The organism is Gilvimarinus polysaccharolyticus (assembly GCF_001187555.1).
Taxonomy (GTDB): domain Bacteria; phylum Pseudomonadota; class Gammaproteobacteria; order Pseudomonadales; family Cellvibrionaceae; genus Gilvimarinus; species Gilvimarinus polysaccharolyticus.
Window position 1 is genome coordinate 630,308 of the sequence record NZ_LFIJ01000002.1, and the last position, 15,672, is coordinate 645,979.

Below are 15,672 nucleotides of genomic sequence, written 5' to 3' on the forward strand. Positions count from 1 at the left end.
TATCGCTATTGGCTGATGAAATAGAAATGGATTTGTTTTTTTAATTAATTTAGGAAATGATGTAATGAAACCATGTTTTTTACAGTCTGCCTTAGCGGTAGGGGTGAGTGTTCTAGTGGGTTGCGGTGGCGATTCAGATAGCTCCACGGCTGTTGTGGATCCCCCCGTTGTGGAAGCCCCGGTGGTAGAAGCGCCAACCCCAGTAGAAGCAACCACGATTAATATTTTACCTTACGTGCAAAATCCCACTACCAGTTCAATTAGTGTGACTTGGTTTGGCAGTGCTGCCGAGTCGGCAACTGTTGAGGTTGACGGCATTGGATCATTCCAATCTGAAATACAAATGACCGATGCTTTAACCTACGGCACATCTGAGATCGATTATATTCACGGTGAGTCAAACTTTGGTGCCACACATGCTGATGTTGCCGATGGGCAGGCGCCTCAAGCTGTGTATAAACACTATGTGAAAATCGATGGGCTTGAGTCTGGAACATCGTATGACTACACCGTGCTGCAGCCCGGTGCTGATGAATTCACAGCAAACTTTAAAACATCACCCAGTAAAGAAAGCCGTGAGGCTATTCGCTTTGTGACTATGTCGGATATGGAAACCGAACCAGAGTCGACCGAAAAAACCGTTCGCTGGACGGCCAATGCATTGGCGCTCGGCGGAGAAAAATTAGGGACAGACCCTGATACCTATACCCGTCAATATCCTGTAGACCAAACCACTGGCTACAAAGCTAACCTGACGTATGCAGAGTTAAGAAGCCCCGACTTTTGGGTGATTGCCGGCGATTTGGTAGAAAAAGGTGGCCGTCAGTTAGATTGGGATGAGTTTTGGCGACACAGTGCCGGTGAGTGGGGCACGTTAGCGTCTTCTACCCCGATATTCCCAGCGCTTGGCAACCATGAAAACTATTGGCACCCTGAGTATCCAGGCTATAACGCCGAGGCGTCAATGCTCTCTTACGATAAGTGGAACACTTATTGGGATTTGCCCACTAACCATGCCAGTGATGATCGCTATCAAAAACGCTACTATCGAGTTGATTACGGCCCGGTGACATTAATCACGTTGGATTCCTCTAACGGTAACGATGCCGACCCCAGCCAGGATACCAACTTGTATATCGATGGCGCTGCTTCACGTGTACCAGATTTTAACCGCGGTACTGAGCAGTGGAACTGGGCATTGAGTGAGTTGGCCGACGCGCAAGCACAAGGTCAGGTTATTTTTGTGCAGTATCATCACAGCGCCTTTGGCACCGGTGTTCACAGTCTGCCCTCTGGCTCTGCCGGTATTGCCAATGGCGAAGATAGCCAGTCCGGTATGCCTATGCGTATCTATCACGAGCTGTTTGAACGTTACGGCGTAACCGCTGTGCTTTCTGGGCACGATGAACTGCTTGAATACGTCAACATTGATGGCGTGAGCTACTGGGATGTGGGCTTTGCCGGCGATGGTTTGCGCGGGCCAGGTTATCCACCCACCACCGACTACGTACCTTTCGACTTACTGCCAGCAGATGCGCAAGCCTCACATTGGAGTGCGCACGGCGATGCTCCTGAGGTGTGGGACGGTAATAAATTAGTATCAGGCGGCAAGCACTACGGCTTTCTAGAAGTAGAGGTTCGCCCAGCCGGCGATTACAACTACGAGGTTGTTATGACCCCGCGCTTTGTCTTCCCAGTTATGGATGATGCAGGTATGGCCACTGGCGAGTTTGATCATCGTCAATACAACAAAGTGGTTCGAGTGCTAGTCGAGCGATAACATTAGCATGCACTAACTATTACGGGTCGCCCGCTCGCGGCAAGTTGCTGCGGTTGAATAGGCCACCTCGCTATTAGCCCTAATCTACCTATGTAGGTTAGGGCTTTTTTAGTAGTAAAAATTAAGAGTAGAAAAGCCGCAACATTAAAAGCTCTGTTGGGGAAAAGACAAGAGTTGACTCTGTTGCGCTCTCACGAATCGTCAGATTCAATTTTAGATGGTTAAGTTTATAGTTGATTCACAATTCAAGACCTGCGCCTTTGTTTTCGTTGGCCGGGCGAAGAACTCGGTCAGCAAATAAGGGCCGGTCGGTATTTTTGTGATGATTTTGCCGCTATAACTTTCATCTAAGCTCCGCTTACCCATTTATCAATCGTTCGCTTTTATACTTATTATGTAAGGTAAGCTTGACACTAATGATGTGTAAGGTATACATTACATATCTCGGAGGATCATTACTCTGGCATGAAAGCGTTGGGTTTACCTGAGGACCTCTCAAAAATTTTATAACGAGGTGGCCATATGGACACAAAAAGTTGTACGGAAAGTTGGTTTATGAAACGTTTTATGCTGACGATGCTTATCTTTTTAGTATTGATAGCGGTGCAGACAATATCGATAGAGTTGCTTGAACTGCCTACTTGGCTGTTAATCGCGGTAACACTTTTGCCGGTGCTACCATTGTTCTGGGCCTTTATTATCTATCGTGCTCGATTTCGTGCTTTAGATGAATACATGCAGCGCCTAACCGGCGAGGCATTTTTATGGGTTATTGGTATTGTTTGCTTTGTGACCTTTGCTTACGGCATGTTGGCCATGAAAATACCTATGCCTAGCGTCAGTTTAGCGTTTGTATTACCGGTGGTTTTTGGTGGTCATGGTCTCATTCTCCATTTGCTTTTAATGGAGAACAACGTTGAACAATAAAATTAAGATATTGCGAGCGGAAAAAGGTTGGTCACAGGAGGAGTTAGGTACACGTTTAGGCGTTTCTAGGCAGGCCATCAACGCTATAGAGCGAGGCAAGCACGACCCCTCACTGCACCTCGCCTTTGCGATTGCGGCGGTTTTTGATGAAACTATTGAGGGGATCTTTGAGCCAGCTTAATGTATATAGCGCAGGTTGTGCTGATGGATTAGGGGAGACCACAATCAAAGGCCAGGCTCCAATGGTCTTCGACCTTGATATATCTGCAGAATCAATTCTTTCGTTACCTCGAAGAGTTCGGCCTGCGGGTAAGGGGCGCCGGTATTGGCGTGATTATTTGTGCTAGAAGCTTCGTCTCTCTCTACTTCTTCCGGCTATATCGGCCATTCTAGGGCGTTTTAATGGCTGCGTACGTCATCTAAATCATTCGCTCATACGTATCTTCTGCAAAAGGGGACTACTATGAGCGATTCACACACCAACCTATCAACTGCAAAGAACAAACAATCACTAAGCCAAGCCAACAATAGTGTGAGTAGTGGCCAAACATCATGGCGGCTTCCGTGCCGCGGCTGTCTAAAAAGCTGTAAAAACTACCCCACGTGCGACGCAAAGCCTTGGCAGACCGTGAAGCCATAAACCATTCTGAAGAATTGCAGAAAGTCGGCAGAAGACAAGCGCGGTCAGACGAAGCTTACCTTTAAGTGCTAGCCAATCATCGATATATAGATGATTGGCTAGCCTAACGGGTAGACGAGCTCGGGCTGCTAGAGTGGGCCGGTCAAGAAAGCGCGGGTAACTATTGCACCATAAACTTCAGCTTGGCCCATTGATTTACTTAGTGGCTGTGATGACCTGCGGGAATCACAACCCCCTGGCGGCCATAAGCTAAAGGGTAGCCCCCATGCTGAAATGCAAACGCCCTAGCCTCTTGCAGCGATGAAAACCAATGATTAGGGTACCCCGCATAGCGCAATGCAATGTTGTACTGCTCTGCCCGCTCAGTGGATAAGGCTTCCAGCGCCCTACGGCACTCAGCCCAACTTATATAGCCCGCCTCAAGCGCAAGCAACTGCAACGTATGTTTGCGCTGCACAAAATCTTGCCGCCGGCGCAGCTGGGGTAAGGTCACACCGGTAAATACCTGTTGGGCAATCAAACGCCGCAAAACCGGCAAACAATCGGCAAGATCGCCAGAGCATGCCGCGCGCTGCAGCCTTTTGGCCTCGCGCAAAAACGACTCGACAACTGCCGAGGAAGAACCAGGGGAATGGGATGGTGTATGCATATCGCCTCCAATACAGTGACCTACTCGCTATCGGCCAGAGATGATATGCAAGCAAAGCTTGCCAGATTGTAGATACGATTGGTGAATCACTTTTGCGAGGCGGGCGCCCAACAAGCCCAGCGCTAATTATCCTGTGCCCTGTAAAGCCTGTCAACGGACTAAAACAACCCGGTCCCACAAGGTTGCCAAACACCCTAATCCATGGCACGATTTGCCACATAGCGCATAACGCGTAAGGTTTATCGCCTGCAAGGGCCGCTTGCCAAAATGGCAAGCCACGATAAACCAAGATTTAGCCAATTTGGAAGGTGAGATAATAAGGGCTTGGCCCAGGGTTTAACGCAGTGTTTTCCCCCTCCTTTTAGTTAGTCAAATCATTCGCGACATTAATAGTTTATGAATCTTGGTGGTTCATAAATCAAAGGCGTGAACCTTGGGTTTTAGTGCGTAAGGCAAAAGGCAAGACTTGACCCTGATGGTTTGTTAGCTTTGTGAAATGTAAGGCCTGACACTAGTAGTTTGCGCCTTGCTAGTTTTACCAATCGTTAATTCATCAGACTATATGGATTATTGCTGTGAAAGATAAGAAAGAATATAGAATCTCAATTGACCCAAGAATATTGGAGCTGCTCGGCCCAAGCCTCTATACAAATATATATTTCATATTAGCTGAGCTAATAGCAAATGCATATGATGCGAATGCAAAAAACGTTTATATAATTCAAGAGAAAGGAAGCTTAACCGTAGAAGATGACGGATCGGGAATGTCGTATGCGGATGGTGATATTAATCAGTATTTAAATGTAGCGAATGAGACGCGTACGGAGAAAGATCAGGATTATGTTGAAGGGAGTAGTAGAAAAAGAAGAAAAATGGGAAGAAAAGGTGTTGGTAAGCTAGCGGCTCTATCGGTATCTTCTAATGTTGAGATAAAAACTATTAAAAACGGTGAGAAATCTGGTTTTGTTCTTTCGAGAAACGTCAATGATGACAATCTTCTAGATCCCATACCTGATGAGTCCATAAAATTTAAAAGAATACAAGAAAATGGAACATCTGTGGTGATGAAGACACCTCAATATACGCTTCACAAAACTCTGAGTGCTGTAAAAAACAACCTATTAAAGATATTTCCTCATGTGAACAAAGAGTTTCGTATTCATGTACTGATTGGATCAAAAAGTGTTGTAATAGATTCTTTTGAGGAAGAGCTTATTAGGGGGTTGGGTGGGTTGATTACCTTGGGCGATCAATACAAAAGCTTATCGAAGAACTTCAACAGTAAACTAAATGATAACGATAATTTTAATAAAGATCTTCTAAAGAATTTGGAAAGCAAAAAAATATCTCTTAAATTAGAGTGTAAAGATGGAGAAGAAGACGTATTTGATCTGGAAGTATGTGGGTGGATAGGTGTATATAGGTCAACTAAAGGAAGAAAGAAAAATACCAATGATTTTCCAGACAATTTTATATCGCTACTCTCTAATAACAAGCTTGGTGAATACAATATACTACCGATTGTTGGGAAGAATGCGATGTCGGAGTTATACGTAGTTGGCCAACTTCATGTCGATTTGTTCGAGGAAACATCTTTGCCAGATATGGCACTAAGTAACAGGCAGGGCTACAAAACTGAGGACAGACGTTATCAAGAAGTTATTAAATATGTGAGAGATGATTTGCTTCCTAAAGCCGTGTCTATGAGAGTTAAGTATGCTTCATTGCTTAAAAATGAAAAGGACAAACAGAAGAATGAAAAGAACTCTAAAAGAGAGGCGGAGTTGAGAAAGCAGATTGATTCTTTTAAAAGTAATGCGTCTAGTTCAGCAGCTAATGAAATAGTCAAAATGTTTTCTGGCGAGGGAGTTGATTCTGAGAGGTTGAAGAGTCTTATTGAAAGAGAAATCAACAAGAACCTTCCCTCAATGGGAATTAAAAAATCTATTGACGAATCAAAAAAGAAGTTGTTGTTAAGCCATTCGAACAAAGATAAGGTTGTTTGCGACTTTATATATAATCTACTTATTTTTAATGGCATTAAGGCGGAGGAAATAATATATACATCCTCCGACAATCACTTATCTGTAATACCGAATAAGACTCCAATATTTGACTATCTTAGAGAGTTTTTCGTTGAAAGTTATTCAACAGAAAAAATTTATGTAGTTTACATTACGAGCGATTCCATGGCGTTAAGTTGGCCTGCTTTGTCCGAAGTTGGTGCTGGTTGGATAACAAAGAGCGAGCATGAAGTTTTTAATATAAATAGTTTTATGCCCAAAAAACCTTTAGATATTGATGTGGTTTGGTCTAACCTAATAATTGATGAAAATGGAGATATAGAGCTTAACACTCATGAATTAAATCGACTCATCGAAAAAGTTGAAGGAATTACAAAGTCCTTAGGGTATAATTCAAAATCAAAGAATGACCTGATTCAAGAAATTCAAAGAGTCGTAGCTGTAGTATAGAGCGCTATTTATGAAAAAAATATGTGCAATTGATTTGTTTTGTGGCGCGGGCGGATTGACTCATGGACTTATAAAATCCGGAGTTGATGTGGTGGCAGGTTTTGATATTGAGGCCTCCTGTAAACACGCCTATGAGCATAATAACAAAGGTGCCGTTTTTTATAATGAAGATGTACAGAATTTGAAAGGTTATGATTTAGGAAAGTTGTACCCGAGCGGATGCATACGACTTCTTGCTGGTTGTGCTCCCTGTCAACCGTTTTCCACCTACTCGCAAGGGAGGGATGTAAAAAACGATAAAAAATGGCCTTTACTTTATGCTTTTTCAAGCTTAATAGATGAGATGCTGCCTGAACTTGTAACTATGGAAAATGTTCCGGATGTGACTCGGCATGAGGTTTATCATGATTTTGTTTCTAGTCTTGAGGAAAAGGGATACAAGGTCTGGGCAAAGAAAATATATTGTCCTGATTATGGTATGCCTCAAGGTCGAAGTAGACATGTATTGATCGCCTCAAAGATTGGCGAAATAAAATTTATAAAACCTACCAGATTGCCCAGAAATTACAAAACAGTAAGAGACACTATTGGTCGGCTGCCAAAACTGGAAGCTGGACAAAAAGATGAAAAAGATAGTTTGCATGTGGCGGCTGGTCTTTCGCTATTAAATATGAAAAGAATTAGAACGTCCCGCCCGGGCGGGACGTGGCACGATTGGCCGGAGGATCTAAAGGCAGAGTGCCATCGAAAATCTTCAGGCAGGGGTTATGTAAGTGTATATGCAAGAATGAGTTGGGATGAGCCTAGTCCTACCATTACTACGCAAAGTTATGGATATGGAAACGGTAGGTTCGGGCATCCGCAGCAACACCGAGCAATCTCGTTACGAGAGGCAGCGATGCTGCAAACTTTTCCTAAAAGCTATCAATTTGTTAAGCCTAGTGAAAAAGTATATTTTTCATCTATTGGAAAAATGATTGGAAATGCAGTTCCAGTGGCTTTGGGAAAAGCAATTGGGAAAAGCTTACTGAAGTCCATTTCTAGCTCATAGAAGAGTTAATTATTTTTTGGCTCTCTGATTATGCTTAATTGGGTCAAAATTGTTTGATTTTTATTTCGCTTGGCATAAGGAAACTGGGGTCAGATGAAACTTATGGCGCATTAATTCTCTTTTTTGGTGCTGAAATTTTGTGCCATTGTTTCAATTAAAACGCACTCACTAGGATTCAAGGATGAACCATGGCTCGCCTTCTTCGAATTGGCCCTGCAGCAATGCCTTAACACGTCATTCAGCGTGGCAATAATCCACAAGTCTGTTTTGCCAGTGATCACGAAACACGAAACATTGGGGTCAGGTCTTGAATTGTAAGAACATTGGGGTCAGGTCTTGAATTGTGAATTTTCTTGAGTAATTAGCTTTATCTGCCCCAGTTTTCGTAAATAATCATTGCCTAGCACTAAAGGATATTGCTAACGCGTTAGCGTCATAAATAAAATTCTTGGGCCTGTGGTTTCTGTGGGGAAAAGACAAAACTCGATTCTGTTGCGCTTTCTCGAATGGTCAGATTCAATTTTCGATGGTTAAGTTTATAGTTGATTCACAATTCAAGACCTGACCCCAGCGGTGCTGTTAACCGGCGTCTGTCAGTTTAGATCTGAGTTACGGAATGGCGTCAGGCCTTACAAGTCACATTTTGAAAGTTAGTTTTGTAACGATAGGGCTAAGCCGCATACCCCAAAAATTCATCCGCCGAGTGAATTCCTTCGCGATCCTGACAGGCTTTAAACAGCCGGAATAAATTCTTAGCGGTAGCATTGCCGCTGGGGCTAACCATGCGACGAAGCCCCGCCTCTTGAATTTGCAAGTTATGTGCGATCTCGGCAAAGGCTTGTGTGCCGTTAAGGTAATCGCGAAGCATGGAGTTACCGACGACGATATCGCCTTCAAGGTAAGATTCCAGAGCCTCTAGCAATAACCCTTTGCGATACGCAGGGTCTTTGCAAAGCTCCATAACGGTATCTTTAAATTCTCGGGTTAAGGCCATTTGAGGTTACCTCATCGTTTACTTTTTTGTGGCGCCTTTATTGTAGGCAGCGCCCTAGATTTTCTAAGCGAGAAAGCTGTATCTCGCTTTCTCGCTCTGTAATCGGTTAAATACGTTTTAGCGGTATCGATAACCGCCTGTTGATCTGATTTATCGCTGCCTGCGAACAATATGATCAACTGTAAGCGCCAAACCAACCACCCACTATACGAATCAATCCTAGGCCAGTAACCTCCCAGCTTTCATCAATAGGAGGTTCACATGAAAAAGCATCGCAGCCAATCCGACTGGCTGACTCTGATCGAGGAGTTCGAGCAAAGCGGATTAACTCAAGCCAAGTTCTGTGCCGAACGTGGGCTCAACGCTAAATACTTCAGCCTGCGACGGACAAAGCTTAAAGCTCGTCCTGAACCAAGTAGGTTTTCCCGAACCGTACTGGCCGAGCCTAAGCCGTCCGGTGAGGCAACGATACACTACGGCTCTGTCGCGGTGAAGCTTCCCGCCGGCGATGTGGACACTATCGCACAACTGGTCAAGGCTTTGGCTGCATGATCCAGTGGCCGGCAGATATTAAGGTCTACCTACACCGCGAGCCGGTAGACTTTCGCAAAGCGATTAACGGATTAAGCGTTATCGTTCAGGATGAGATGGCGATTTCGCCTTTTGATCCTGCGCTGTTTGTCTTCTGCAACAAAAAGCGCAGTCAACTTAAGGTGTTGTACTGGGATGAGACGGGTTTTGCTCTGTGGCAAAAGCGCTTAGAGCGCGATAAGTTTAAGTGGCCCAAGCGCTTGCCGGAAGATCCTGTGGTACTGGATCACGAACAGTGGCAATGGCTCTTGCGCGGGTTTGATATCGCTCAATTAAAACCGCATGAAACGCTGTTTTACCGAGACGTTCGTTGATGAGTTTTGGTAAAATAGCGGCATGTCAGAAATCGCACCGCTTGAACACAAAATCAAAGAGCTTGAAGCGCAACTTGAAGAACAAGAAACGCTTTTAAAAAGCCGTGCGAGTCGCATCAGCACCCTCGAAGAACTCATTAAACAATTTCAACGCAAGCAGTTCTCTGCCAGCAGTGAAAAGCTCTCTAAGGATCAGCTCGATCTAGGGCTGTTCAATGAAGCCGAATCGGCAGAGAAAGGCGAGGCGAGCGAACCCGCTGAAGCCACACAAGAAGACACCATTGATGTCCCGTCTCATACTCGCCGTAAGCAACCACGGGTCAGCCTACCGGCGAACCTTCCGCGTGAAGAGGTGTTGTATGAGTTGCCTGAATCCGAGCGGGTGTGCCCGCACGATGGCGCCGAGCTAAAGGCTATCGGCACTGAAGACCACGAGCAACTGGATATCATCCCCGCCCAGGCCAAGGTGATCGTCCATCGGCGCCAGAAGTACGTGTGCCCTTGCTGCGAAAAGCACCACGTCACCGCCACCAAACCCAAACAGCCCATTGAAAAAAGTATCGCCAGTGCAGGGCTGCTCGCTTATGTGGCTACCCAGAAATACTGCGATGCACTGCCACTGTACCGCCAGAGTGAGATCTTTAAACGCGCCGGGTTAGCCCTGGACCGAACCAACCTTGCCAACTGGATGATCCGTTCGGGGCAGCTGGTGCAGCCGCTGATTAATCTCTTGCATGACAAGCTGTTAGCGCAGCCTGTCATCCACTTGGACGAAACCACCGTACAGGTTCTCAACGAGCCAGGGAAAACCGCTGAGAGCCAAAGCTACATGTGGGTGATGGGCAGCTTCGCTGCCAGTCCCACCGTGCTGTTCCACTACGCCGACTCCCGGCGTCAGTCGGTGCCGCTGGATTTACTCGATGCGAGTGTGGGTGCCATCATGGTCGATGGTTACGAAGGCTATGGAAAAGCGTGTACAGACTACCGCATCACCCGCTTAGGGTGCTGGGCTCACGCCCGGCGCAAATTCATGGACGCCAAAACCGTCCAGAAAAAAGGCAAAGCTGGCAAAGCCGATCAGGGCTTGGCGCTCATCCAAAAACTGTACGCCTTAGAAAAATCCATAAAGGATCAGCCGCCAGATGAGCGCTACCGAAGGCGGCAACAAGAGGCGAAACCCGTCATCAACAAACTGCGAGCCTGGCTGGAAAAAAGCCTGCCTAATGTGCCGCCGCAAAGCGCGATCGGCAAGGCATTACTCTACCTGCATAATCAGTGGGATAGGCTTGTCCGCTATCTGGACGGCGGTGCTTACCCGATCGATAACAACCGGGCAGAGAATGCCATACGTCCGTTTACCGTGGGGCGGAAGAACTGGTTGTTCTCTAATAGCCAGGCCGGTGCCAATGCCAGCGCCAATCTTTATAGCTTAATCGAAACGGCCAAGGCCAACGGCCTGAATCCGTATGATTACTTGAAAGTGGTTTTTAAAGAGCTGCCCAATGCGCAAAGTGTTGAGTCGATCGAGGCGCTACTGCCATGGAACGCTAGCATCAAGTTAAACCAATCATAACCGGGTGGTTGGTTTGGCGCTTACGATCAACTCATCGCCTTCGGTGATGTAATAAATTCGATAACCTGGGCCGTAGTTGATTCTGCGCTCCTGCAAACCATTACCACCTGTAATGGGCTTATGATCGCCAAAGTTTCCAGCTTCCATTTGAGTTACAGCCTTGGTGATTTTTACCTGCACTCTAGTATCTTTGAGCCCCATCAGCCAATCTCGAAATGGCGCTCGGCCATCCTTAACTAAATACTCTTGGGTTTTTCGCTGGATTACCGGCAATACCACAGATCAAACTCCCTTTTGCTCATAATAATAACATATAAGTTATTATTCAACTGTTTTTATGCGATCGTAAGTTTGAGCTTAGCTTATCTAGTGGGATGGTATAAAAGCTAACGACGAAGTAGCGTTGACGTGAAGGGATTCATTAATGCAGCGGGCGCAAGGACGCGCAGGAGCAGCATTGGTTACTTCTTGCCGCATCGCAAGAAGTAACTCGCCCGCGCGGCGACAGAGCGCACCCAACTAGAAAACTGGAACAAGCTAATCTCTAGCTCAAATCCAGAAAGTATAGAGCTTTAAACAAAAAGCGCGCACAGCGCCCTAAACCAAATTCCCAATAGTCCCATCACAAATCGGATTCATCGCCGTCATCCGATCCAACGCCGTGGCATTGCCCAACCCATGCTGCGGAAACAGCGTAGAGAATAAATTCTGCTCCCCGTGCAGCGCCATATAATTCAGCACCAACGTCTCGACCAACAAGTTGACGTTATTGGCCGCTGGGCTTGAGGCGGTTTCGACATCGCCGCTGTTGCGCATAAACCCGAGTTGTTGATGCACTGCTTGCACGGATTCTGAGCCGCCGGCAATAGTGGGGCGGCCATTGGGGTTGTACACCAAAAAGTAGCTGGCGGCGGTTTGTTGGTTGTCGCCGGTCCAAACACCTTTGCCTCGGCCCTCAACGGATTCATCGAGCGTGCCGTTAGAGAATACCGAGCCGTCGGAGAATACATAAATCATTACCGGCACACCCATGCGTGCGGCGTATTCTAGGCAGGCGCCAATGCAGCGGCCGGCGCGTAAGTCGCGAATCTCGCCGGTGGAGCGATCGCCGGTGTGGTAGTCGTAACCGCCCATAGTAATGGTGCCAGCGCCGGCGTAACCGCTCATAACCAGCTTCATTACCGAGGCGGTTTTGCGAAACTCGCTGTCGTTATCGAATTCGTCAAAACTAAAAATACCGCTGGCGCCAACAATGTCGGCATCGGCGATTGGGTCGATGGCAGCGGGGTTGCCAAAGCGGTCGGCAAGGTCGGCGCTTTTAACATAGCCGCAACGCATTAATTCTTTTAGTGCGGCATCGCGGTTGCTGCCGGTATCTATTGCACCCAGTTTGGCATTGCTTAAACGCACCATCGATTCCATTACCGCGACGGTGTCGGATTGGCTTAATAAACTGACTAGATCGCCTACATCCACCAGGCCTGTCACATCGCTTGGGCGGTCGACTTTGGTGGGGCGAGCCTCGGGGTTTAACAACATGGCCGGTGCCATAGAGTTGCCGCCCGAGTCGCTGGCGCGCGAGCCAATTAATGACAGCAGCGAGCCATTGGCGCCGGCGCGATTAATGCCGTACATGGGGTTGTGGGGGTTGTTGCCGGTGTCGTTTTCGGAGCGGGCGGGAATCACCGCGCCGTTAACCGCCGCCACGGTGCCGGGCGCGGCGCGCTCTAAAATACCGCGCAGCATGCCGCTGTCGCTGTGAAACGCTAGGCCCAAATCGCGGTTAACAAAATCGCCGGTGCTGCTGTTGGGGGTCATATCGGCGGGCAGGCCCTGCTTGTTATAGCCGCTGGCCGATAGCGTATCTAGTTGCCCGCCTGGGCCGCCAATCAGTACGTTAGAGCCAGCCATGCTGGCGCCGCCGGCTAGATCGAAGCAGATAAACGGAATTTTACCCGCGCCTTGGCTGGCAATGCCGCAGGCTTGGCGCATGGCGTTTATGTCGGGTGACAGCGCCGCGTTGGCGTTGCCCGCCAGCAAGCTAAGCATAGATGCGCCGGTTAATGTGGCGCCCCCGGCGCGAAACCCTTGGGCAATTAAATCGCGCCGAGTAACGGGCCGGTGATGGCTGTTGAGTTTAAGCGGTGCATCCGGATGCAGAGGCGTGCGATATTTACTCATAGTGCGGTCTGCTCCGTTAGTGAACTAGCATCACGGCGCTGCCAAGGGCGGCGGCGCAGGTGGCTTTGACGGTGGTGGCGGTACGGTCGGCGCTGCAACTGCTGCCGCAGGCGCTCATGGTATCGATTAAGTTGTTTAACTCGGCGCGCAGGGTGGCCGGATTGGCTTGGGTGCTAAGTGCGCCGCCGGTGTCGCCTGCCACTAGGGCGTTAAGCAGCGGGTCGATAATTTGGCTGCGGCCTGTGGCATTAAAGGCGGCGGCCGGAGCGGCGGTAAAATTAAAGCCGGGGAAGAAGTTTGCGCGCTCGCTTGTGTCATTGACCAGTGCGTTGCAGTAAGCCACGGCCAGCTGGGTGATGCCCATTTGCTGCGCCGCGACAAAGGTATCTAGCCCGCTGGTGGTGGGCAGTTGTTGCTCGACTTTGGCGTAGGTGGTTTGCACCGCTGCGTTGGTGTGGTTGATGCCGGTCATGGCTGACAGCGAGGCGTTAATGCTGGCAAAGCTTTTTAAGCCCAAGCTGGGCTGATCGGCAATATCGGCCGGCGGTTGCGGCACCGGTGGCCCGGCCTCGACTCGGGCAAAGGTGTGCTCGCCGAGTAAATCGAAGGTAATAAAGAAGGTGTCCAACTCGCTGCCCTGCTCTAGCGCGACCACGGCACCTTGACGCGATAACGGTTGTATTCCCTCGGTGTATTCGGCGGCGTTAATTTCGCTATCGAGCGCGGCAAACACTTGGCCGACGATGGCCTCGCGGCCGTTAACGCCAATACGAATACCTTTAACGGCTACGGTGGGGATGGGGTCATCGCTTAAGCGGGTAAAAAACGGTTCGCTAAACAAGTAGCTGTAATCGTCAAACTGCTGCACCTGAAACACGATGTAGGCATCGGTGACGTTAATTAAATCGCTAATGCTAAACAGCAGGTAGTAAGTCTCGCCAACGCCTGCGGCGAAGTTGCTGGCAATAGCCTCGCTCGATAACGCACGATTGTGAATCGCCAAAAAGCGCAGCGCGCCGTTCCATAAACGGTCGGACGAAACTTCGTTGCCAATTACCAGCGCAAAGCTTGGGTCCCACTCGTTCAGGTTGCCGGCGGCGATAGGATCGGTATCGCCGGTAAATTCGCCATCGACGTAAATGCGGCGGCCACCCACCGGATCAAAGGTGATGACCACGTGTTGCAAGCTGGCTTGGGCGCGCTCGTCGGCATCCAGCGTGTTGAGCGCCGGCATACCGTTGCCATCGGTGCTGGAGCTGCGATGGTAGTGGGTGTAGTTATACAGATTTTGATCTAACGCAAAGTTGCGCACTTGGGTGCTGCCCGAGTAGCTGACAATGCGGGCGTCCTCTTGGCTGATGTTGGAGGGAATGACCCACGCCTCGATGGAGTACTCGCCGGTGCTGCTAATTTGATCGAACAATTTACGGCTGGGTAAGGTTGATGCCTGGGCTTTGCCGTTGTTAATGCGCAGCCCCCAGCTGGATAGCCAGTCGACATCGCCATACAGGGTTAAATCGGCGGCGGGGTTAACACCGCTGGTGTCGTAGGCGGTGCTGCCACTGCCGGTTTTAAATTCGTAGCGCGCTATTACGTAGTTATCAACACGGCCGTTAGCGCTGGCGGCCGTGCCGTCGCCTAGTTGCAGCGCTTTGCTGGTGACCAGTGCGGGGTCGATCTCGGTGACCGGCACCAGATTGGCAAACGCGGCAATGGCGTCGGTCATGGCGCTGGCATCGCTGGCGCAAGAGCTGCTCCAGCAGTTGTGCGATTCGGCCGCGAGCCGCTCAACTAACCGCGAGCGGGCTGGGTCATCCAACCGCATGCGGCTGCGGGCGGCCTCGTATGAGGTTTGCACATCGGCGCTGCCAATATAGGGTTGCTGCATTAAGGGTGCACCCTCGGCGTGGCAGCTGCTGCAAAACTGGCTGACTAGCGGGTACACGGTGGCGGCGTAATCGCTGTTATCGGCAGGAAAGTTTTTACTGCCGCCCACTTCTTTAATCTCGGGGGCGGTGAGGATGATCTCGTTGCTGATGCTGCCAGCGGCGGCGGCCCACTCGGTAATATAGCCGGTAATAATATCGGCGCAGGCGGTATCACTATCGAGCCAACAGTTGTGGCCACCGGCTACTTTGCTGACCATGCTGGACAGCTGCGGGGTGTGTAAATCGACCAGCGGTACGGCCGCTTGGTAGGCTTGGTTGATGTCGTCGGTGCGAACAAACATAGGGCTGTTGCCGCCCACCACATGGCAGGCGCCGCAGCGCTCGGCGAGCGCTAGGTTATCCCATAGGTACAACTTAAAGTTTTGCACGTCTTCGGTGAGTGGCGCGGGGCCGTTATAAACAACCCCTGGATTGCCGGTGTTATCGCCCACGTCGGGTGGAACGTTGCTGCTGGTGGCTTCGCCACTGCCAGAGCCGCAGCCAACAAGAGCGGCCGCGGCGATGAATCCGAGCATTGATTTAGACAAAGTATTTATCCGAGCCGCCATG

At 49.0% G+C, this 15,672-nt stretch carries 14 protein-coding genes; 8 read left to right on the forward strand and 6 right to left on the reverse strand.

Going from position 1 to position 15,672, the window contains the following annotated elements; all coding sequences use genetic code 11:
• The first annotated feature begins 64 nt into the window (after positions 1 to 64).
• The 3 genes from GILYN3_RS11265 (at position 65) to GILYN3_RS11275 (ending at position 2,888) form a co-directional block, all read left to right on the forward strand.
• Complete coding sequence (locus tag GILYN3_RS11265) at positions 65 to 1,780, forward strand: metallophosphoesterase family protein (RefSeq protein WP_049723076.1); 1,716 nt, start codon at positions 65 to 67, stop codon at positions 1,778 to 1,780.
• Positions 1,781 to 2,335: 555 nt separating this feature from the next.
• On the forward strand, positions 2,336 to 2,707 hold the full coding sequence (locus GILYN3_RS11270; protein ID WP_157484925.1) for a hypothetical protein: 372 nt from the start codon (positions 2,336 to 2,338) through the stop codon (positions 2,705 to 2,707).
• On the forward strand, positions 2,697 to 2,888 hold the full coding sequence (locus GILYN3_RS11275; RefSeq protein ID WP_049723078.1) for a helix-turn-helix transcriptional regulator: 192 nt from the start codon (positions 2,697 to 2,699) through the stop codon (positions 2,886 to 2,888). The genes GILYN3_RS11270 and GILYN3_RS11275 overlap by 11 nt, the downstream gene beginning before the upstream one ends.
• 280 nt (positions 2,889 to 3,168) lie before the next feature.
• Here the strand turns inward: GILYN3_RS11275 and GILYN3_RS16665 are convergent, their stop codons facing one another.
• Positions 3,169 to 3,345: a hypothetical protein gene (locus GILYN3_RS16665; RefSeq protein ID WP_157484926.1), complete on the reverse strand. Its 177-nt coding sequence runs from the start codon at positions 3,343 to 3,345 to the stop codon at positions 3,169 to 3,171.
• 201 nt (positions 3,346 to 3,546) lie between these two features.
• Positions 3,547 to 3,996: a hypothetical protein gene (locus GILYN3_RS11280; protein WP_049723079.1), complete on the reverse strand. Its 450-nt coding sequence runs from the start codon at positions 3,994 to 3,996 to the stop codon at positions 3,547 to 3,549.
• A 575-nt stretch (positions 3,997 to 4,571) separates the two neighbouring features.
• On the opposite strand from GILYN3_RS11280, the gene GILYN3_RS11285 reads away from it, so the two are divergent.
• Both GILYN3_RS11285 and GILYN3_RS11290 read left to right on the forward strand, forming a co-directional pair.
• Positions 4,572 to 6,470 carry an ATP-binding protein gene (locus tag GILYN3_RS11285; RefSeq protein ID WP_049723080.1) on the forward strand — a complete coding sequence of 633 codons (1,899 nt, stop codon included), beginning with the start codon at positions 4,572 to 4,574 and terminating at the stop codon, positions 6,468 to 6,470.
• Between the two features lie 10 nt (positions 6,471 to 6,480).
• Positions 6,481 to 7,521, forward strand: a complete 1,041-nt coding sequence (locus tag GILYN3_RS11290) for a DNA cytosine methyltransferase (protein WP_049723081.1) — start codon at positions 6,481 to 6,483, stop codon at positions 7,519 to 7,521.
• 670 nt (positions 7,522 to 8,191) lie between these two features.
• Here GILYN3_RS11290 and GILYN3_RS11295 read toward each other — a convergent pair.
• Entirely contained in the window at positions 8,192 to 8,515 is a 324-nt protein-coding gene (locus tag GILYN3_RS11295; RefSeq protein WP_049723082.1) for a hypothetical protein, read from the reverse strand.
• A gap of 261 nt (positions 8,516 to 8,776) precedes the next feature.
• On the opposite strand from GILYN3_RS11295, the gene tnpA reads away from it, so the two are divergent.
• Genes tnpA through tnpC form a run of 3 tightly spaced genes read left to right on the forward strand, consistent with a single transcriptional unit; the run spans position 8,777 to position 10,993 of the window.
• The gene (gene tnpA / locus GILYN3_RS11300; RefSeq protein ID WP_049721475.1) at positions 8,777 to 9,067 is read left to right on the forward strand and encodes an IS66 family insertion sequence element accessory protein TnpA; all 291 of its coding nucleotides are present in this window, start codon (positions 8,777 to 8,779) and stop codon (positions 9,065 to 9,067) included.
• Complete coding sequence (gene tnpB, locus GILYN3_RS11305; protein ID WP_049721474.1) at positions 9,064 to 9,420, forward strand: IS66 family insertion sequence element accessory protein TnpB; 357 nt, start codon at positions 9,064 to 9,066, stop codon at positions 9,418 to 9,420. The genes tnpA and tnpB overlap by 4 nt, the downstream gene beginning before the upstream one ends.
• Positions 9,421 to 9,442: 22 nt before the next feature.
• A complete protein-coding gene (gene tnpC / locus GILYN3_RS11310) occupies positions 9,443 to 10,993 on the forward strand; it encodes an IS66 family transposase (protein ID WP_049721473.1) in 1,551 nt (516 codons plus the stop codon).
• Here the strand turns inward: tnpC and GILYN3_RS11315 are convergent.
• From GILYN3_RS11315 to GILYN3_RS11325, 3 genes are all read right to left on the reverse strand, one after another.
• The gene (locus GILYN3_RS11315; protein WP_232305576.1) at positions 10,988 to 11,272 is read right to left on the reverse strand and encodes a type II toxin-antitoxin system RelE/ParE family toxin; all 285 of its coding nucleotides are present in this window, start codon (positions 11,270 to 11,272) and stop codon (positions 10,988 to 10,990) included. The genes tnpC and GILYN3_RS11315 overlap by 6 nt on opposite strands.
• Positions 11,273 to 11,590: 318 nt before the next feature.
• Positions 11,591 to 13,174 (reverse strand): hypothetical protein, encoded by a 1,584-nt coding sequence (locus tag GILYN3_RS11320; RefSeq protein WP_049723083.1) that lies wholly within the window; start codon positions 13,172 to 13,174, stop codon positions 11,591 to 11,593.
• 16 nt (positions 13,175 to 13,190) lie between these two features.
• Complete coding sequence (locus tag GILYN3_RS11325; protein WP_084005375.1) at positions 13,191 to 15,671, reverse strand: LamG domain-containing protein; 2,481 nt, start codon at positions 15,669 to 15,671, stop codon at positions 13,191 to 13,193.
• Position 15,672 lies beyond the last annotated feature (1 nt).